Genomic DNA, 19,208 nt, shown 5'->3' with positions numbered 1-19,208 from the left:
AACCTCAATAGGGTTCATAAAAATTACTAATTGTAAATATAGTACAATTTGTTGCAGTAGTGAAATGCTACTTCTTGTATTTCAGTACGGGAGAACGTCCTTTTTTGAATATTTTGTTGCTGGCCCCTTTGCCTTTACGCAAACGTTTTTGTTCTTCGTAGGGCAATGCGTGTATTTCCATGCAATCCACAGAGCAGCAATTGTTCATTTTTTCAGCGCACTCCTCGCATTGGATAAACAGTAAATGGCAGGCTTCGTTGGCACAGTTCACATGGGTATCGCAAGGTTTACCGCATTGATGGCAGTGTGCGATGACTTCATCCGAAATGCGTTCGCCCCTCCTGTGGTCAAAAACAAAGTTTTTTCCCAAGAACTTATTCTCCAATTGCTTTTCCCTTACTTGTCGGGTGTATTCGATGATGCCCCCTTCCAGCTGGTACACATTTTTGAAACCTTTGTGTTTGTAATAGGCACTGGCCTTTTCGCAGCGAATACCACCAGTGCAATACATCACCAGTTTTTTGTCTTCCTTGTGCTCGGCAAGATCTTGTTCTATAATATCGAGGGAATCGCGAAAAGTGTCCACATCGGGTGTGACGGCATTTTTAAAATGGCCTATCTCGCTTTCGTAATGGTTTCGCATATCTACCAGAACGGTATTCTCGTCTTCAATAAGTTCATTGAATTGTTCCGCATCTACATGGATTCCTTTGTTGGTGACATCAAACGTGTTGTCATTCAGCCCATCCGCCACAATCTTTTTGCGGACCTTCACTTTCAATTTCAAAAACGATTTGTTGTCCTGCTCAATGGCGATGTTCAATCGCACATTTTCCAAAAATGTAATGCTGTCCAGATGTTCCTTAAAAACGATGAAATTGTCCGCAGGAACCGAAAGTTGGGCATTTATTCCTTCGTGGGCCACATAAATCCGACCCAGAACTTCCATATCGTTCCAAGCCAAAAAAAGATGGTTCCTTAAAATTTGGGGATTACCTATGTGTGCATATTTATAGAAAGAGATGGTAAGCCGTTCTTTTCCAGCTTCCTCAATAAGGGCCTCCCTTTCTTTTGCACTTAATGTGTTGTACAGTTGCATGCTATACTTGATTAAGCCTGCCTGTCGGCAGACAGGTTAAAGAATGGTTCTTAAAATGTGGGGCAAAGATAAGAATTAAAGGGCAAGTAAATCAAAAGGGCCTGTTAAGGGCCCCTTGATCTACTACTTCCTTTTCATAGCTAAATTTTCTTCCTCCTAGCAATGCGAGCTATAATTAGCTCTATGTAGATGAGTTAGTACCCTTAAGATGTATTGTTATTAAAAAGGTTGCGTGGCCTTTGTGGCATGTTGAAAGAAATGGTATTTTAGCCTTCCTAACATTTTTTACCATGAGCAAAGAGAAAGAAGCAAAATTAAAAGCCCTTAAACTTACATTGGACAAGCTTGACAAGACCTACGGCAAAGGTGCTGTCATGAAAATGGGGGACAGTGTTGTTGAAGATGTTGAAGTGATTCCTTCCGGCTCATTGGGATTGGATATTGCCCTCGGCGTAGGGGGTTACCCGAGAGGACGGGTGATTGAAATATACGGTCCTGAGTCCTCAGGTAAAACTACATTGACACTGCATGCCATTGCCGAAGCCCAAAAAGCTGGTGGCATTGCCGCTTTTATTGATGCAGAACATGCTTTTGACCGATTTTATGCCAAAAAGTTAGGGGTTGATATTGACAACTTGATCATCTCCCAGCCCGATCACGGAGAGCAAGCTTTGGAAATTACCGAAAACTTGATTCGTTCCGGTGCTATTGACATTGTAATCGTGGATTCCGTGGCCGCATTGACCCCAAAAAGTGAGATTGAGGGAGAAATGGGGGACTCAAAAATGGGATTGCATGCACGTTTAATGTCACAGGCCTTGCGAAAACTGACCTCAACCATCAGCAAAACAAAATGTACCGTAATCTTCATCAACCAGTTAAGGGAAAAAATCGGGGTAATGTTTGGAAATCCAGAAACAACCACTGGTGGTAACGCCCTTAAATTTTACGCATCCGTTCGATTGGATATCAGAAGATCCACACAAATCAAGGATACCCATGGCGATGTACAAGGGAACAAGACCCGGGTAAAAGTGGTGAAAAACAAAGTGGCCCCTCCTTTTAAAACTGCCGAATTTGATATTATGTACGGCGAAGGAATTTCCAAAATAGGAGAAATACTCGACTTGGGAGTTGCCTACGAAATTGTCAAGAAAAGTGGTTCTTGGTTCAGCTATGGCGACACCAAATTGGGGCAGGGAAGGGATGCCGTAAAATCACTTTTAATGGACAACCCTGAGCTCTCTGAAGAATTGGAAGGGAAAATTAAAGAAGCCATTGCGGCGGTAAGCGAGTAATCCTTTTATCGATTTTTATGGGAGATTAACTTTTAGTTGTGAAAATCCTACGCAACCCTTGTTTATGCTGGACATCTAGGGAATAAAAGGATTTTTATTATGAAAAAAGTATTAGTGCCCTTTATGTTGATCGTGGCATGCTCATGGTTCGTCTCTTGTGAGGTGGACGATGATTCCCCCAATTTTTACTTTACCGCCTTAAAAACAGTTGAGGCCGATGTGCCCGAATCGTTTGAGTATGGGAAAACCTACGACATTGAAGTAACCTACCAACGACCCAACGCGTGCACCTTTTTTGAAGGTTTTGATGTAACAAACACTGCGGAAACGGGCCGTGATATTTTTGTGGTCGGTTCTGTCTTAACTGATGAAGACCGAATATGTACCGAAGCCGTGGAAGAAGTTGTGGCCACGTTAAAATTCAACGTAATTTACACCAAGGACTATACCTTCCGGTTTTATGCGGGTGATGACGCCGAAGGCAATGCAACTTATTTGGAATATACAATCCCAGTAGCAGAAGGGGAACAAACAAATTAAATAGCAACTATCCAAAATTGACCAACATTTGGATCTTGAAGAACTGATACATAACTGTAAAAACGGAAACAGAAAGGCCCAAGCCGAGCTATACCGAAGATATTCAGGTGTGCTTTTCGGTATGTGCCTCAAATATTCCCGTAACAAAACGGAAGCGGAGGACAATCTTCACGACAGTTTTATGACCATTTTTGACAAGGTCGACCAGTTCGGTTTTAAAGGATCTTTTGAAGGTTGGATCAAAAGGATAACCGTAAACACGGTACTCCAGAAATACAGAAAAAACCAATACCTCAATGTGGTTTCGGAGAATATTGAAGATGAGATAGAAGTAGAAACAGAGGATACAGACATAAACCTTTCAACCTTATTGGGTTACATACAAGAGCTGCCACATAAGTATAGGCTAACCTTTAACCTTTACGTATTGGACGGCTACAGTCACAAAGAAATCGGTGAGATGCTGGGGACATCCACTGGAACCTCAAAATCCAATTTAGCCAGGGCCAAGGCTATTTTGAGGGATAAAATAGAAAAAGCCAAAATAAACATTGCTTAAATAGAACTTACGATGGGGAAAAAGAATTTAGAGCAATTGTTCAAGGAAAGTTTTCAAGACTTTCAAGAAGTCCCGGACGAAAAAGTCTGGAACTCCATTGAAGCCTCTTTGGACAAAAAGAAACAAAAGAAACGGGCCGTTCCAATTTGGTGGGGCCTTGGGGGCGCAGCCGCTGCCTTGGCAATACTGCTGTTGGCAATCAATCCGTTTGCCGAAGAACCAAAAGAAGAACAAATTATTACCGATAGGGAAAACATTGCTATTCCAGACGAAACAGGTAATTCAGAAGAAAAGAACAATAACGGTTTTAGTCCGGTGACTACTTCAGAAAAGCAAGAGGATGGTCTGGCAAACACTTCCGATAGTGAAGACTTGCAGGAAGGAAACCATCAAACAACCGATAACAGCCTACATAAAAATGAGGTTTCAGCAATTGCCGAAAATGTCGCTTCCACCAATTCAAAAATAAATGACCCAGCGGGTAAAACTCAGGCCAAAAACAATGGTTTAATCGAATCTGAAGCACTTTCTTCTGAAAAAGATGGAGCAGAAAAAAACAGTGCCATTGCGATGAACGGTGATGAAGGCCAAAGGCGAACCACTGAAACAGACAGGGATAACAACCAAGTTGCACAGCATACAGAAGAAAAAGTAGAGGCTGAAAAAAAATCCATTTACGATGCGATTGAAGAGCAAAAGGAAATAGAAGAAGCGGTGGCAGAAAACAAAACGGGAAAATGGTCCGTTGGTCCTTCTTTGGCACCTGTATATTTTGATGCTACTGGAGATGGCTCTCCTGTTGGAGCCGATTTTTCCTCCAACTCAAAATCGGGGAAGTTTAATTTAAGCTATGGTCTTACGGTAGCGTATGAAGTGGGGAAAAAATTAAAAATCCGCTCCGGAGTGCACAGGGTAAATTATGGTTACAATACCAACGATGTGGTTTTTTCCTCTACTTTACGGGCTGCTTCGGCCAATAGAATAGCAAATATTGATTATAACCCAAATTCCGAATCCATAATTGTACAAAGTAGGGAAAGCGCCAAAAATGCACCTGCGATCAACTCCAAAGAGGTTCTATTCAACGAAGCCCCCTCCCTTGATGGTAAAATGGTTCAACAATTGGGATATATTGAAGTCCCATTGGAAGTAAATTACGCCGTTTTGGACAAAAAGTTAGGCGTTGATCTTATAGGAGGTGTAAGCTCGCTTTTCCTTGTGGACAATTCAGTGTTGTTGGAATCCAATGAACTGGTTACCGAAATGGGCGAGGCGAACAACATAAACGCTTTAAACTTTAGCGCCAATGTGGGTATGGGCCTCAATTATAAATTTACACCCAAGGTCAGGTTTAATATTGAACCTGTATTCAAGTATCAATTAAACACTTTTTCCAATGTGTCCGGCAATTTTAAACCTTATTCCATTGGAGTTTATAGCGGCATAAGTTTTAAGTTTTAATATGTAAGAAGTTGGTTAGGAAGATTGCTCCTTTAAGCAATCAATTAAGCGCCCTATTAAAAAGGGTGCTTTTTTGTGCCAAAGACATTCACATATTTTTCTTACTTTCAGACTTATAAAACTAACCAACCTTTTGACAATGTGAAAAATAATCAGTTTGAAGATGTCCTCATTTACTTTTCAAAATCGCTTATGGGAAAGGAAAATGAAGATGATATTCTCTGGGACGTGGCCAAGAACTGTATTGGCCAGTTGGGGTTTGTGGATTGTGTGATCTATCTAGTAGACGACAAAAAAGAGCACTTGATCCAAAAAGCTGCGTACGGCCCAAAAAACCCAAAAGACAAGACTATTTACAATCCAGTTAAAATTCCTATGGGCCAAGGAATATCGGGTTATGTGGCCCAAACGGCCCAAGCGGAAATTATTGACGATGCCTCTAAAGACCCTAGATATATTGAGGACGACGAGGCAAGATTATCGGAAATTTGTGTACCTATTACCTGCGAGGATATTGTTTATGGCGTTATTGATTGCGAACATCCCGAAAAGGGCTTTTTTACGGACCATCATCTTAAAATGCTCTCGGCCTTTGCCGCCATCTGTGGCATAAAAATTAGAAGCGTTCGCACCCACGAAGCGTTGATGGAAGAACACGACCGCTTGATAAAGATCAAAGAAGAGATGGTCGAGTTGAAGCTAAAAAGCCTGAGTTCACAATTAAATCCACATTTTGTTTTCAATTCGCTCAATTCCATCCAATATTTTATTACCTCGGAGAAAAAAAGACTGGCCTTGGAGTATTTGTCCATGTTCAGCAAGCTCATCCGGTTTTACCTGAATCAATTGGGACAGGAAACGGTTCACTTAAAAGATGAAATAGACATGCTCCATTCGTACCTAAAACTTCAAAAGCTACGTTATGATGGTTTGTTTGATTATAATATATCTCTCCACGAAAACTCAAAAAAGATGGAAGAGGCGACCATTCCTTCCCTTGTAGTGCAAACGCTTTTTGAGAATATTATTGAAAACGCCATGTACAACCAACAAAGAGGACAACATTTTGATGTGCTGCTAAAAGTTGCCGACTCCTCTGTAACGCTCAAGGTCCTTCACCAATCGCTCCAAATAGGTAAATACGCAAAAAATCAATCGGGTTACCGCGAAAGTATTTTGCAATGGCAAGATCAAATCAATCTCTTAAATACTGTAAAAGACTTTAAAATTACCACTACAATTACCCATAGTTTTGACAATGACATCCAGAAAAGAAGTATTTCCCTAAAACTTCCCAATCTGATATAACCTATGTCGAATCTATTCAAATAGTAGATAAGTTTGATGATGATAATCGTCCTTTGGGCACCACGGTGATTATAAAAATACCTTTATAGAATTTTTACTGTTTGGTCAGTTCTTTCAAAATTACATCCCTTACCTCTTCCCTTAAAGTAGAGGTATCCGAAGCACTCAAAATCCCAGTCTCGAAAAACTCGTGCACTTTTGCCCTTATTTGCCCAGGCCCCCCACTAAAAAAAGTAAATGAAAAACGCTTTTTATTATCCAAAAAAGTCATGGGTACCACAGGAATTTTATGGGCAATCGCCATCTTAAACGCACCATCCTTAAACTTGTCCAAAACAATGTCTTCTTCGGGCACGCCACCTTCGGGAAAAATACAAATGCTCAACCCTTGGTCTAGTCTCCTTTGGGCACGTCGATACACTCCGGTCCTGCTACGAACGTTTTCCCTATCCACCATTATGCAGACCCGCTTATAGAAAAATCCAAAAATGGGGAGGTTCTCCAATTCCTTTTTGCCCACAAAAACAAAAGGGTTGCTACTGATCACCAGCATCAGCATAATATCAAGCATACTGGTGTGGTTGGCCACTAGCATATAGCTTTTTCCTTTCTTCATACGCTGCTCGCGAACAATCTTGGGAAAACAGCCCATACCATATAAAATAGGACGGGCCCATAAGTTTCGGGCAAGCCAAAAAAATTGAGGATAGGTTTTTTCGGAAATGGTCAGTAGGAGTAAAAACGGAAAAAATATAAGAATGGGAACGGTAACCAAGATATAGAACCAAACCCTATATACTAAATGTCCCGCATTTTTGATTATTCCAAGCATTCATCAAAAGTAAAATTTTTGAATATCTTTATAAGACTAACCATTAAAATTTAGGACATGGGTATTTTATATGCTTTATTGATCGGAGCCCTAGCCGGATGGCTTGCGGGCAAAATTATGAAAGGGGGTGGCTTTGGCCTTCTTTTAAATATTATTTTGGGAATTGTTGGTGGAATTGTGGGCAATTGGCTTTTTGGCGCACTTGGAATCCACATAGGGTCGGGCATTATCGGTCACCTCATCACAGGGGTTATTGGCGCCGTAGTGATTCTTTTCGTTGCCGGGCTGTTCAAGAAATAAACCCACATTAGATCAATGCTACGTAAAGCGGTACTACCGCTTTTTTTATAGGTGCGGGATGCTTACTTTTACGGGCAAAAATCTAGCATGGCCCGAATTCTGACCGGAATACAAAGTACAGGCACACCGCACTTGGGTAACATTTTGGGAGCAATTGCACCTGCCATTAAAATGGCGGAAGACCCCAAAAACGATTCCTTTCTGTTTATTGCCGATATGCACTCGCTTACCCAAATTAAGGATGGTGAGCTGTTACGAAACAACACCTATGCCATAGCTGCAGCTTGGCTGGCCTTTGGTCTGGATATTGAAAAAACTGTTTTTTACAGACAGAGCGATGTTCCACAAACGGCTGAATTGGCGTGGTACCTTAGCTGTTTTTTTCCGTACCAGCGATTAACGTTGGCACACTCCTTTAAAGACAAGGCCGATAGGTTGGAAGATGTGAACGCAGGCTTGTTTACCTACCCAATGCTCATGGCCGCCGATATTTTACTTTATGATGCTGATATTGTTCCAGTAGGGAAAGACCAGCTCCAGCATTTGGAAATGACCCGCGATGTAGCCTCCCGCTTTCACAACCAGATGGGTGAAACATTTGTGATGCCCGAAGCCAAAGTGCACAAGGAAACCATGTATGTGCCCGGTACGGATGGCGAAAAAATGAGCAAAAGCCGAGGCAACCTTATCAACCTGTTTCAACCGGACAAAAAACTCCGCAAGCAGATTATGGGTATTGTTACGGACAGCACACCAATGGAAGACCCTAAAGACCCTAGCAAGGACAACGTATTTGCTCTATACAAATTATTGGCCTCTACGGAACAGATTGAGGAAATGAGCGCTAATTATTTGGCAGGAAATTATGGTTACGGACACGCTAAACAAGCCTTGTACGAACTCATTTTGGAAAAATTTGAAGAGCCCCGCGAAAAGTTCGAATACTACATGAACCACAAGAACGAAGTAGATGAAGCTTTGGCTTTTGGTGCAGCAAAAGCCCGTAAAGTGGCGGATGAGGTGCTGACAAGAGTTCGTGAGAAGTTGGGATATTAAGTTCTTTTATCAAAAAGAACTACCCCGCATGTTTGCATCGGAGTTTCCATTGCAACTGTCATTTCCGTGAAAACGGGAATCCAATAATAGCATTTTGGTTTTTTGACTTTGCACAAAAAGGCAACAAAGATTAACTGGGAAATTCCTGCAAGCCCCCGGGATATTAGCTCTGAATGAACGAACACTAATTGAAAGTTGTCAACTTTTCAATTGATGATTGGCAAATTGTAATTAAAACAATTTCATCTGTCCATCTTTGTATTCTTCGTGAAGCTCCATATTCAAACGAGGAAAGGTTTTATCTTTAAAATATCGCTTTCTGGCCAAATGGGCCATTTCGTGTATTTGCTCCGCAATTTTGCCCTCTCCTTTTGTTCTTGTGCCAAATCGGCTATCATTTAAGGTTCCCCCGTGGCAATCCTGTATTTGATGTAGAACCTTTTCAGCCCTATCTGGCATCGCCTTTTTGATCCAGTCCGAAAATATTTGCCCTATGGCCCCATTGAGCCGCACCACCGTTAACCCAAAAGAGAGAGCCCCATGCTCTGCAACCGCCTTGGCCAACGGCAACAATTCATGTGAATTGATTCCGGGAATCATGGGTGCTAGCATAGCATTAACGGGTATATTGTTCTCGGATAATACCTGAATGGTCTTTAATCGTTTTTGAATGGATGCCGTTCTGGGCTCCAGTTTTCGTCTTGTTTTTTCTGATAATGAGGTAACAGAAATATTGACCCCGACCAATTGATGTTTGTTCAACTCCTTTAAAATATCGAGGTCGCGCAACACCAAAGCGTTTTTTGTGATAATGCCCACGGGATGCCGGTACTTTAAAAAAACTTCAAGACATTTTCGTGTAATCCCAAACTTTTGCTCTGCGGGTTGGTAACAATCGGTGTTGCCGGATAGCACAATGGTCTGTGCCTTCCATTTTTTATGTTTTATTTTGGTTTCTAAAAGCTTTGGTGCCGATTCTTTCACCAAAATTCGACGCTCAAAATCCAAACCTGCACTATAGCCCCAATATTCGTGGGTGTTTCTGGCATAACAATAAATACATCCATGCTCACAACCTTGGTAAGGGTTCATGGAATATCCCATCCCCACATCGGGGCTATCCACTTTGTTGACAATCGTTTTTGGAAAAATAGGAATGTACCTTGTTTTGTTGCTTTCGGCTTCCTCGCCTTCCAAGCGACAGAATTCCAAAAATTCCTCCCGCATCTCATACACATGCTGCAAAAACCGATTGCTTGTATTTTGCTGTGCTCCCCTTCCTTTTAAAAATTCTTCGGATGACATTTGATGGATTTATTCCAAATATATGGATTATTTCCTTTGTTTGGGTATTTTGATTGATGGATTACTAGAGATTTAGATGGTTTATAAGTATTAATGAGGTTGGCACAAATGTCATGAATTTGTATCCAGACACTCCGTCATTTCGAACGGGAACCCAATCTTGATTGGGTGGGGTGTGAGAAATCTGAAGTATCGGTATCAAATAGATTTCTCAATCGTCGTTGCACTCCTCATTTCGAAATGACATTACTTCTCTTGACATTTCACGGAAGGTAAAGAATCCCTTCAACGCTATAAAGTTTGACACGCCTGCCTGCCGCCTTTAGGCAGGAATTGCACAGATTCTCTCGAATTTTTTTGTTTCACCACTGTTGTCATTCCATGTCAAGCACAGCATAGGAAAAGCCGAGCATTCGCCCGGCTTCTTCGCTTTGGTTAGGTGCCCCAACGGGGGAATATCCTTAATTAAAAAGTTTATTAGATTTCTTTTATCTATTTTTTAGAAAGGAATTCATATAATGGAGCCATTCTTTCCTCGTAGGTAAGACTTTCCCAATCTTTTGGTTTTGTATTGTTCATAGCAGATTTTGCAGAAGTGTCAGCATCAAGTTCTTCGGTCTGAATTACCAATAGAGGTCTAAGATCAGGCTTGTCAGATTCACTTGACATAAATCTCATTGTAGTTGTACCTCCATCAGCATCAGTGGACAGCCTCAAGCGGATTCCTTTATTTCTCTCGCTTTCATCGCAAATCCAACGCATCACTACATCACGAGGCAAATGAACCGCAATCCATCCTATGTTTGATGAAGAATCTCCGATTAAACCCATACCAGCTGTATAATTATCAGTACCAGGGAATGGTCCTTCAAAAAGTTCACTTCTTGCTCCTGGAATAAACCAAGGGTCGGTTGCATTGGCCATTGACCAAGTAACCGATTCTTCATCAAACAAAGGATCTTGTGGGCCATAGAACCCAAGATGAATATATCCTGGTGCCAAGTTACCCAATGTCTGAGTACAATATAAATACAAAATCGCTTGGTTCACGGAATATTTATCACCACAACTTGTATTATCCGAACCATACTCATTGTTTACCTTATCTGCTATTCCATCAAACCTTATAAGGGATAGTCTTTCATCACCAGGATTATCCACATCATCAATGATATTGAGAATCCCATTGTTTGTACTTCCTCCTACATCACTGATTTGGGCATCTTGTGTGCCTTCATAACCTTTGTACCCATTTTGAAAATAAAAATCCTTGGCAGGATTGTCCTTCCCCGGTTCTCCTTGCTCGCCCTGATCTCCTTGCTCACCTTGGGGACCTTGAGGGCCTTCTTTTCCTTGGAGTCCTTGCTCTCCATCTTCGCCCGAACAGGAGACCAAAACCATTGCCATGCAGAGCATGGCCATACTAAATAATCTAATTGATTTCATAATAATTTTGTTTTTAATTAGGGTTATATGAAACCAAAAGTATGTTGTAAAAATGGGTGTTTTAGTGCCTAACTAACCTATGCAGGGTTTGGATTGACGAATGGCACACATGGATTGATAGAAAAATTAATTTGTAAGTTTTTTCCTTCTTTATTGTATAATGAGAAGATTGAAACTAGTAGTTCCACGAATTGGCATTAAGTCATATCCTAATTTCTAACCAGACCCCAATCTTGATTGGCTGGAGTGTGGGAAATCCGAAGTATCAGCATCAAATAGCTTTCTCAATCGTCGCTGCACTCCTCATTTTGAAATGACATCACTTCTCCTGACATTTCAAGGAAGGTGAAGAATCGCTTCAACGCTGTAAAGTTTGACACGCCTGCCTGCCGCCTTTAGGCTGGAATTGCACAGATTCTCTCGAATTTATTTTGTTTTACCACTGTTGTTCTTCCGTGCGGACAGGCAGATAGCCATAAAGGGGACAAATGTTCTTGAGATTATCGGGAGTCGGATGCTCGAAGTACGAAGTTTAAAAGCATCCGTGATCATTTGTGAAATCCGTGTCAAATGTAGCCAACCGTTATTCCGAACTCGTTTCGGAATCCCATAGGAGTGAGACCCTGAAACCTGCCTTTTGCCGGTAGGAAGGCCAGTTCAGGGTGACGGGATTTCTCACCCTCCCGCTGGTCGGTTCGAAATGACAATGAAACAATTCGTGGCCATTCGAGAAATTAGTGTCAAAGCGTAATAACTGAATAACTTCGTAACTCCTAACTCTGAACTCCCAACTTGGTTCTTGGCTCTTGAACTTGATACTTGAATTTGAACTTGTCAGAAGGCTGGAGGCAGTTTACAGTTTGCAGTAAGTTCAATGCACAAAGTCTTGTCTCTTGGTTCTTGGCTCTCTTTTCTTTACTCTTGTACTTGATACTTGAATCTGAACTTGCGTTTGAGTTTGATACTTGAGCTTGTACTTGGTGTTTATGAGTCTAGGTTCTTATTTAAAATCAACCTTAACCAATTGTTTTCTGCTTCCTTGCTTTGCGTAGAAGAGCATTTTGTCCTCCTCTTCGTCCTTAAGTGGTTTGGAAACCATGAGTGGTAATCTGGCTTCTTGCTGGTCGATGATTTTTTCATAATCCATAACTCCGTTTTCATCCAAAGAAATCAGGAAAACGTTTCGGTTTCTGCTAAAACCTTGCTTAAAGATCAATCGCTCGTTGTTTATGAGTTGTGGGTGCTCCGATGAAGTACAGATAAAAAAGTACGTTTTACCATTTTTGCAGTACGAACTGTAGGAGGCATAGGCTCCATCACCTTGGGTAACTTCGGTCTTGTTGATGTTTCTGGCCCATTTCATATCACCATTAGCTCCTAATTTAACGCTAACAATGTCATTATAGTGATAACGCTCAATCTTTACACGTTGTCCAGCTCCGGTAACCTCTAAACCTGAAGTCACAAAATATTCTTCTGCATTGAACAAGATATCTTGGTCATCGGTTACCTCAACTCCTTTAAAAACAAGGTTTTTTATATCATGTTCTCCTGCACGTCCAAACTTGTCTTCCATAAACTGCTGTGAAAAAGCATTGTATTTTTGGGTTTGGATGTCCAATGTGCTTTGGTTTACATCAAAATAAGCAATACCGTTGTATCGGTTGTCTTTTCTATCTGCATAAAAACCTATACAGACCAGTCTGTTTTTAACCAAGATCGGATACAATGCTTCCGGGTACTTGCCAGGATCTACAAAAGATTGTGTTTTGCTCCCGTATTGCGAGACTTTGATCAATTCGTATTGAAACTTTCTTTCATCGACCCTAAAACGTCTCTTTTTAAAGTAGGCCTTCCCTACAATATAGGCTGTTTGCAGGTCTGGTGAAAAAGCTACGTTCTCAAAAGCATAGTTTTTCTCCTCAATCTCATCGGAAAAATCATATTCGAACTTTTTGTTGAGCGCGGTATCGAACAAATGGATCATGTGTTTGTTGCTCTTCCCTTTTTTATGATGTGTGCTTATTACGAACCCTGTCTTCTCCTCATTAAAAAGAATGGCTGTGGTAAAGCCACGGGAAAAGTCTCGGTTATAATAGTTTTTCCCAACGGGGTCTTTTACTTCTTCGGAAGCAATGGAGAGCAGTTTTTTTGGCCTGAAATTAAAATCTATTATGGGGCTGGTATGCACCCAGTATTCATATTCCTCTTTATTGGGATTATAATTTAGGAACAAGAGGTTCAACTGGCCATTTTTCAGGAATCCGTTCACAAAGTCCAACCCTTTGAGTTTATAGTTGTACTCGGAAACCAGTTCCAAATCGCTGTTGTACTGTTCTATAAGGTATCCCTTGGGCTTAAGCACCAATCCTTGGTAATAGGCGCGCACCAAAACGTAACCTCCCGAATCATCTTCATTAATGGCCACGAGGTTGGAATAGCGGTACCTGTCTCTATATTTCTCTCCAAAATCGTAGGAAACGGGCATTTTTTGGGCATTGACGGCCATGCCTGTCAATACAAGGCAAAATAATGGAAGTAGGTATTTTTTCATGATCTGGCTTGGTTAAGCCGATGGTCACGATCCAGGGAAATCTGCTTTTCGTTTATCCAAAAACGCGGAGGTTCCTTCTTTAAAGTCGTCCGTTCCAAAGCAATTGCCAAAGGCATCAATTTCCACCGAATAGCCATCAGCGTCATATCTAAAACCAGCATTTACCGCTTTTATTGCATATTTTATGGCGACACTGGAATTATTCGATATCCTGTTCGCAATTTTCATACAAAATGGCAACAATTCTTCCGAAGATACTACATGGTTCACCAATCCATATCCAAATGCTTTGTCGGAATCGATCATTCCTGCGGTCATGATCATTTCCATGGCCCTTCCCTTGCCTACCAACTGGGGCAAGCGCTGGGTTCCACCATAACCGGGAATTACGCCCAACGACACTTCTGGCAAGCCCATTCTAGCATTGCTACTGGCCACTCTAAAATGACATGCCATGGCAAGCTCCAATCCGCCGCCAAGGGCAAAGCCATTAATTGCAGCTATTACCGGTGTGGACAGGTTTTCCACAAAATCGAACAGTTGCTGCTGCCCAACTGCCGCCAACTGGCGACCTTCCTTTACCGAGAAATTGGCAAATTCGGAAATATCGGCACCGGCAACAAAGGCTTTTTCACCACTTCCAGTGATAATGATCACTTTTATGTCCCTGTCCTCGTCCAGCTCCTTAAAGGCCACGTGCAACTCTTCAATTGTTCTTTTGTTGAGGGCATTGAGCTTTTTGGGTCTGTTTATGGTTATGGTGGCCAAATTGTTCTCTTCTTCAATGTAAATGTTTTCGAAATCCATGTATACTGATGTTTGAGACGGGCTGTACAATGTCCGCCATTATTATTTATGTTCTTTTGGAAACTCAATGGTAAAAACGGTCCCTTTTCCAACTTTAGAAGTAAAGTTAATGGTTCCGCCGTAGTTTTCCACAATGTTCTTTACCATTCCCAGGCCTAAACCTGTTCCGCTGGATTTAGTAGTGAATTTAGGCTCAAAAATTTGGTGTTTGTGCTCGTCCGCTATTCCAAGGCCGTTGTCTGCAATCGAAATTTTAACACGATCGCCTACGGAGGCCACTGTTACCAAGATTCTCGGCGAGTCTACATCGGGCACAGCTTGAATGGCGTTCTTCACCAGATTGGTGATTACCCTTATTAACTGGGTACGATCCAGCTTGGCCACAATTTCTTCTTCGTCGGCTATAAAATGAATATAGTCTTCATTAAAAATCTCCATGGCCAATTTTACCACCTTAACCACATTCAAAGTTTCGTTCTGCTGAGCGGGCATATCGGCAAAACTGGAAAATGCTGTGGCAATATTGCTCATGGTGTCTATTTGTTGTATCAAGGTTTTGGAAAACTCTTTTACCTTTTTCTGAATATCGGGGTCATTTGGGTCGAATTTGCGCTCAAAACTCTGCACAGTTAGCCGTAAAGGCGTTAGAGGATTTTTAATTTCGTGGGCTACCTGTTTCGCCATTTCACGCCATGCCTGTTCTCGTTCGCTACGTGCCAATTTTACAGCACTTTCTTCTAACTCATCGATCATTCGGTTGTAGGAGTCCACCAATTTTCCGATTTCCTCTCCAGGACTTTCCAAATAAATTTTTTCATTTTGATGGGTCAAGTTGGTTCTGTTGATTTTGTCCGATATGGTCTGGAGTGACCTTGTAATGTATTTTGAAATAAAATATGCCAAAATAATGGCAACAATCAGCATTAAAACATATACCATTCCCAACCTGAAGAGAAATTCCCTCAATTCCATATTATTGAAGGTGTTATCTTCAAAATAAGGAAGGTTCATGATGCCTATGGGCTTAAACCTAAGGTCGTAAATGTAGGTATAGGTGGATTGATAATTATCTCCTGCCGTCCTTTTTTCCTCCACAAACCGAGTTTCTCCGCTGTCCCTGAGAAAATTTAGCACTTCGGGGTCGAGACATGTAGCAATTGAATTGGATTCAAAAGTTGGGCGAGAGCTTTTGATCAAATTGCCCTCCAGGTCGTAAATATTAAAATTTACATTTTGGATGTTGGCTATCTCATAAATCTCCTCGCTGAATATAAGGTGAAGATTCTCCGTGGTTATGGGATATGTCGTTTCCTTTAGGACATAATTGATACTTTTTATGAGCTGCTCTTCCTTTCGCTCCAACCTTTCGTTATGATAGTCGTTGCCTTGTTCCTTGTACTGATAAACCGTAACCCCGGCAATCAATACAGATGCGAGTACTACCAAGGTTATCATGGCAACAAATATGCGTGACCGTAAGGAAAATTTTCTTAACAAGCTCGCTTGATTTAGCCTTAAATTTAAGCAATTATCGAGCCAAATAAAGTGCAAGAGCAAAAATGAAGCTCAAGAATTTCATTTACATTGATTCTTTAAGAAAGGTATTGTAGCTGTTTTGTGAAATTCTTGCCTAAAGGTGGTAGGCGGATATATTAAGAAATTACATTTATTATTTGTTCTGTACAAGGCAAGTGATTTTGACACAAACCACACTGATTTTCACGAATATATCACCTCGACCGCAGTCGAGAGGTTTCGGTTGATTAACCCATTTAAATTAGGTTCCGACTGCGCTCGACCTAACACTACTTAGATTTCTTCCTAAAAACAAAAAACCCAAACTCCTATTGGAAATTTGGGTTTTGTATATTGAAATTTTATAAGATTTATCCCTTTAAAGTAGCGGATAAGTACTCGCGATTCATACGGGCAATGTTGGTCAAGGAAATACCTTTTGGGCACTCTATTTCACATGCTCCCGTGTTGGTACAATTACCAAAACCTTCCAAATCCATTTGGCGAACCATATTTTGAACACGTTCCGTAGCTTCGATCCTTCCTTGCGGCAACAAGGCAAATTGGGAAACTTTGGCTGAGGTGAACAACATGGCACTTGCATTTTTACAAGCGGCCACACAAGCTCCACAACCAATACAGGTAGCGGCATCCATGGCTTCGTCCGCATCGTATTTGTTAATTGGAATGGAGTTGGCGTCCACAGTGTTCCCCGAAGTATTCACAGAGATATAGCCACCAGCTTGTTGGATTCTCTCAAACGAACTCCGGTCCACGATCAAATCCTTGATCACGGGGAATGCCTTGGCACGGAAAGGCTCAATTACAATGGTATCCCCATCGTTGAACTTTCGCATGTGCAATTGGCAAGTGGTTACCAATCTGTCCGGTCCATGGGGCTCTCCATTGATTTGAAGCGAACATGTTCCGCAGATACCTTCCCTACAATCATGGTCAAACTCAACAGGTTCCTCTCCTTTGGAGACCAATTCTTCATTTAAGATGTCCAGCATCTCTAGGAAAGACATATCTCCTTCTACACCATCAAGGGTATAATCAACTATTTTCCCGGGTGAGGATGCGTCCTTTTGACGCCATATTTTTAAATATAATTTCATAGTTTCTTATTTGTAGGATCTTGTCTTCAGTTCAATGTTTTCGTATACCAAATCCTCCTTGTGCAATTCGGCATCCTTGGGCTCGCCCTTATATTCCCAAGCGGCCACATATTTAAAGTTCTCGTCATCACGTAGCGCTTCGCCTTCTTCCGTTTGGTACTCTTCGCGGAAGTGTCCGCCGCAGGATTCGTTTCTGTGCAGTGCATCCTTTGCGAAAAGCTCGCCCAATTCCAAAAAATCAGCAACGCGTCCGGCTTTTTCCAGCTCTTGGTTTTTAGAATCGATGCTTCCGGGAATTTTTACGTTCTCCCAGAAATCCTTCCTTAGCGCCGAAATTTCCTTGATGGCTTCTTTCAGTTCCTTTTCGTTACGGGCCATACCACATTTGTTCCACATGATCTTGCCCAACTTTTTGTGGTAGTAGTCTACGGAATGGATTCCTGAACCGCTCATCAACTTTTCCATTCTCTCGCGAACTTGTTTTTCGGCTTCCTCAAACTCTGGAGAATCTGTTGGAATGGCTCCGGTTCTAATATCTTTTGATAGGTAGTCGCCGATAGTGTATGGCAATACAAAATAACCGTCTGCAAGTCCTTGCATCAATGCGGAAGCTCCCAAACGGTTAGCACCGTGATCGCTAAAGTTGGCCTCGCCAGCAGCATAGCAGCCAGGAATTGTGGTCTGCAAGTTATAATCTACCCAAAGCCCGCCCATGGTGTAGTGTACCGCAGGATAAATCATCATTGGGGTTTTGTATGGATTCTGATCTACGATTTTTTCGTACATCTGGAACAGGTTACCATACTTGGCCTCCACAACCTCTTCACCTAATTTTGTGATAGTCGCTTTATCAGGATTTTTAAGTCCAGAGGTCAACGCCTTTTCTTTTCCGTAACGTTCAATGGCGGAGGCAAAATCCAAGAATACCGCTTCCCCGGTTTTGTTTACCCCAAACCCAGCATCGCAACGTTCCTTGGCAGCTCTCGAAGCCACATCACGGGGCACTAGGTTACCAAAGGCAGGATACCTTCTTTCCAAATAATAGTCTCTATCCTCTTCAATAATTTCCGTTGGCTTCAACTTGCCTTCGCGGATGGCGATTGCATCTTCTTTTTTCTTGGGAACCCAGATTCGACCATCGTTACGAAGTGATTCGGACATCAATGTCAATTTGGATTGATGGTCGCCTGAAACAGGAATACAAGTTGGGTGGATTTGTGTAAAACATGGGTTGGCGAAGAAAGCTCCTTTACGGTGTGCTCTCCATGCAGCCATTACGTTGCTTCCCATAGCGTTGGTGGAAAGGAAGAACACATTTCCGTACCCTCCAGTAGCCAAAACTACGGCATGTGCACTGTGTCTTTCAATTTCTCCGGTCACCAAGTTTCTGGCGATTATTCCACGAGCCTTACCGTCTACCAATACCAAATCCATCATTTCGTGGCGGTTAAAGGCCTGTATCTTACCACGGTTTATTTGACGGTTCATAGCGGAATATGCGCCGAGCAACAATTGCTGACCGGTCTGTCCTTTGGCATAAAAGGTTCTGGATACCAGTACCCCACCAAAAGAGCGATTGTCCAACATTCCCCCATACTCACGGGCAAAGGGAACCCCTTGCGCCACACATTGGTCGATGATGTTCCCCGACACCTCAGCCAAACGGTAAACGTTCGCTTCGCGGGAGCGGTAATCACCACCTTTTATGGTATCGTAGAAAAGACGGTAGTTACTATCGCCATCTCCTTGATAGTTTTTTGCAGCGTTAATTCCCCCTTGGGCCGCAATGGAGTGCGCCCTACGCGGTGAATCTTGATAGCAGAATGTTTTTACGTTATAACCCAACTCGGCCAAAGTGGCTGCTGCGGCACCACCTGCAAGTCCTGTACCTACAACAATGATGTCGATGTTCCTTTTGTTGGCAGGGTTAACCAGATTGATGTCGTTTTTATGTTTGGTCCATTTATCGGCCAACGGCCCAGATGGAATTTTGGAATCCAATATGCCCAT

16 protein-coding genes are annotated in these 19,208 nt (G+C 41.9%); 7 read left to right on the top strand and 9 right to left on the bottom strand.

The window, feature by feature from the left end:
* Nucleotides 1-67: 67 nt before the first annotated feature.
* On the bottom strand, nucleotides 68-1,099 hold the full coding sequence (locus GO009_RS00690) for a rhodanese-related sulfurtransferase (protein ID WP_163624227.1): 1,032 nt from the start codon (nucleotides 1,097-1,099) through the stop codon (nucleotides 68-70).
* Nucleotides 1,100-1,389: 290 nt separating this feature from the next.
* Here GO009_RS00690 and recA point away from each other — a divergent pair, with 290 nt between their 5' ends.
* From recA to GO009_RS00665, 5 genes are all read left to right on the top strand, one after another.
* Nucleotides 1,390-2,397, top strand: coding sequence for a recombinase RecA (recA, locus tag GO009_RS00685; protein WP_163624226.1), 1,008 nt, complete (start codon nucleotides 1,390-1,392; stop codon nucleotides 2,395-2,397).
* Nucleotides 2,398-2,496: 99 nt separating this feature from the next.
* Nucleotides 2,497-2,937 (top strand): hypothetical protein, encoded by a 441-nt coding sequence (locus tag GO009_RS00680; protein WP_163624225.1) that lies wholly within the window; start codon nucleotides 2,497-2,499, stop codon nucleotides 2,935-2,937.
* Nucleotides 2,938-2,965: 28 nt separating this feature from the next.
* Nucleotides 2,966-3,496, top strand: a complete 531-nt coding sequence (locus GO009_RS00675) for an RNA polymerase sigma factor (RefSeq protein WP_163624224.1) — start codon at nucleotides 2,966-2,968, stop codon at nucleotides 3,494-3,496.
* Between the two features lie 12 nt (nucleotides 3,497-3,508).
* The gene (locus tag GO009_RS00670; RefSeq protein ID WP_163624223.1) at nucleotides 3,509-4,957 is read left to right on the top strand and encodes an outer membrane beta-barrel protein; all 1,449 of its coding nucleotides are present in this window, start codon (nucleotides 3,509-3,511) and stop codon (nucleotides 4,955-4,957) included.
* A gap of 141 nt (nucleotides 4,958-5,098) precedes the next feature.
* Entirely contained in the window at nucleotides 5,099-6,265 is a 1,167-nt protein-coding gene (locus tag GO009_RS00665) for a histidine kinase (RefSeq protein ID WP_313790186.1), read from the top strand.
* 94 nt (nucleotides 6,266-6,359) lie between these two features.
* Here the strand turns inward: GO009_RS00665 and GO009_RS00660 are convergent, their stop codons facing one another.
* On the bottom strand, nucleotides 6,360-7,097 hold the full coding sequence (locus GO009_RS00660; RefSeq protein WP_163624222.1) for a 1-acyl-sn-glycerol-3-phosphate acyltransferase: 738 nt from the start codon (nucleotides 7,095-7,097) through the stop codon (nucleotides 6,360-6,362).
* Between the two features lie 57 nt (nucleotides 7,098-7,154).
* Between GO009_RS00660 and GO009_RS00655 the strand changes: the two genes are divergently transcribed.
* Together GO009_RS00655 and trpS are read left to right on the top strand one after the other, a co-directional pair.
* On the top strand, nucleotides 7,155-7,397 hold the full coding sequence (locus GO009_RS00655) for a GlsB/YeaQ/YmgE family stress response membrane protein (RefSeq protein ID WP_163624221.1): 243 nt from the start codon (nucleotides 7,155-7,157) through the stop codon (nucleotides 7,395-7,397).
* 87 nt (nucleotides 7,398-7,484) lie between these two features.
* Nucleotides 7,485-8,453 (top strand): tryptophan--tRNA ligase, encoded by a 969-nt coding sequence (trpS, locus tag GO009_RS00650; RefSeq protein WP_163624220.1) that lies wholly within the window; start codon nucleotides 7,485-7,487, stop codon nucleotides 8,451-8,453.
* A gap of 231 nt (nucleotides 8,454-8,684) precedes the next feature.
* Here trpS and GO009_RS00645 read toward each other — a convergent pair whose 3' ends face one another.
* The 7 genes from GO009_RS00645 to GO009_RS00615 all read right to left on the bottom strand — a co-directional run bounded on the left by GO009_RS00645 (nucleotide 8,685) and on the right by GO009_RS00615 (nucleotide 19,208).
* Entirely contained in the window at nucleotides 8,685-9,758 is a 1,074-nt protein-coding gene (locus GO009_RS00645) for a PA0069 family radical SAM protein (protein WP_163624219.1), read from the bottom strand.
* A 492-nt stretch (nucleotides 9,759-10,250) separates the two neighbouring features.
* Nucleotides 10,251-11,204 carry a collagen-like protein gene (locus tag GO009_RS00640; RefSeq protein WP_163624218.1) on the bottom strand — a complete coding sequence of 318 codons (954 nt, stop codon included), beginning with the start codon at nucleotides 11,202-11,204 and terminating at the stop codon, nucleotides 10,251-10,253.
* 1,000 nt (nucleotides 11,205-12,204) lie between these two features.
* Nucleotides 12,205-13,758 (bottom strand): hypothetical protein, encoded by a 1,554-nt coding sequence (locus GO009_RS00635; protein ID WP_163624217.1) that lies wholly within the window; start codon nucleotides 13,756-13,758, stop codon nucleotides 12,205-12,207.
* Nucleotides 13,759-13,782: 24 nt separating this feature from the next.
* A complete protein-coding gene (locus GO009_RS00630) occupies nucleotides 13,783-14,565 on the bottom strand; it encodes an enoyl-CoA hydratase-related protein (protein WP_163624216.1) in 783 nt (260 codons plus the stop codon).
* A gap of 42 nt (nucleotides 14,566-14,607) precedes the next feature.
* Nucleotides 14,608-16,020, bottom strand: coding sequence for a PAS domain-containing sensor histidine kinase (locus GO009_RS00625; protein WP_163624215.1), 1,413 nt, complete (start codon nucleotides 16,018-16,020; stop codon nucleotides 14,608-14,610).
* A gap of 431 nt (nucleotides 16,021-16,451) precedes the next feature.
* Nucleotides 16,452-17,198, bottom strand: a complete 747-nt coding sequence (locus tag GO009_RS00620) for a succinate dehydrogenase/fumarate reductase iron-sulfur subunit (RefSeq protein WP_163624214.1) — start codon at nucleotides 17,196-17,198, stop codon at nucleotides 16,452-16,454.
* Between the two features lie 6 nt (nucleotides 17,199-17,204).
* On the bottom strand, nucleotides 17,205-19,208 hold the full coding sequence (locus tag GO009_RS00615; protein ID WP_163624213.1) for a fumarate reductase/succinate dehydrogenase flavoprotein subunit: 2,004 nt from the start codon (nucleotides 19,206-19,208) through the stop codon (nucleotides 17,205-17,207).

It is taken from the genome of Allomuricauda sp. TY007 (genome assembly GCF_010468565.1).
Lineage (GTDB): Bacteria > Bacteroidota > Bacteroidia > Flavobacteriales > Flavobacteriaceae > Flagellimonas.
Note: the sequence above shows the minus strand (reverse complement) of the source record. Positions and strands in the feature narration are given on the sequence as shown.

Bases quoted from the DNA above. Each gene is read 5' to 3' on its own strand.
- GO009_RS00690 (WP_163624227.1), bottom strand. From the start codon at position 1,099: ATGCAACTGTACAACACATTAAGTGCAAAAGAAAGGGAGGCCCTTATT.
- recA (WP_163624226.1), top strand. From the start codon at position 1,390: ATGAGCAAAGAGAAAGAAGCAAAATTAAAAGCCCTTAAACTTACATTG.
- GO009_RS00680 (WP_163624225.1), top strand. From the start codon at position 2,497: ATGAAAAAAGTATTAGTGCCCTTTATGTTGATCGTGGCATGCTCATGG.
- GO009_RS00670 (WP_163624223.1), top strand. From the start codon at position 3,509: ATGGGGAAAAAGAATTTAGAGCAATTGTTCAAGGAAAGTTTTCAAGAC.
- GO009_RS00660 (WP_163624222.1), bottom strand. From the start codon at position 7,097: ATGCTTGGAATAATCAAAAATGCGGGACATTTAGTATATAGGGTTTGG.
- GO009_RS00655 (WP_163624221.1), top strand. From the start codon at position 7,155: ATGGGTATTTTATATGCTTTATTGATCGGAGCCCTAGCCGGATGGCTT.
- trpS (WP_163624220.1), top strand. From the start codon at position 7,485: ATGGCCCGAATTCTGACCGGAATACAAAGTACAGGCACACCGCACTTG.
- GO009_RS00645 (WP_163624219.1), bottom strand. From the start codon at position 9,758: ATGTCATCCGAAGAATTTTTAAAAGGAAGGGGAGCACAGCAAAATACA.
- GO009_RS00640 (WP_163624218.1), bottom strand. From the start codon at position 11,204: ATGAAATCAATTAGATTATTTAGTATGGCCATGCTCTGCATGGCAATG.
- GO009_RS00635 (WP_163624217.1), bottom strand. From the start codon at position 13,758: ATGAAAAAATACCTACTTCCATTATTTTGCCTTGTATTGACAGGCATG.
- GO009_RS00630 (WP_163624216.1), bottom strand. From the start codon at position 14,565: ATGGATTTCGAAAACATTTACATTGAAGAAGAGAACAATTTGGCCACC.
- GO009_RS00625 (WP_163624215.1), bottom strand. From the start codon at position 16,020: ATGATAACCTTGGTAGTACTCGCATCTGTATTGATTGCCGGGGTTACG.
- GO009_RS00620 (WP_163624214.1), bottom strand. From the start codon at position 17,198: ATGAAATTATATTTAAAAATATGGCGTCAAAAGGACGCATCCTCACCC.
- GO009_RS00615 (WP_163624213.1), bottom strand. From the start codon at position 19,208: ATGGGCATATTGGATTCCAAAATTCCATCTGGGCCGTTGGCCGATAAA.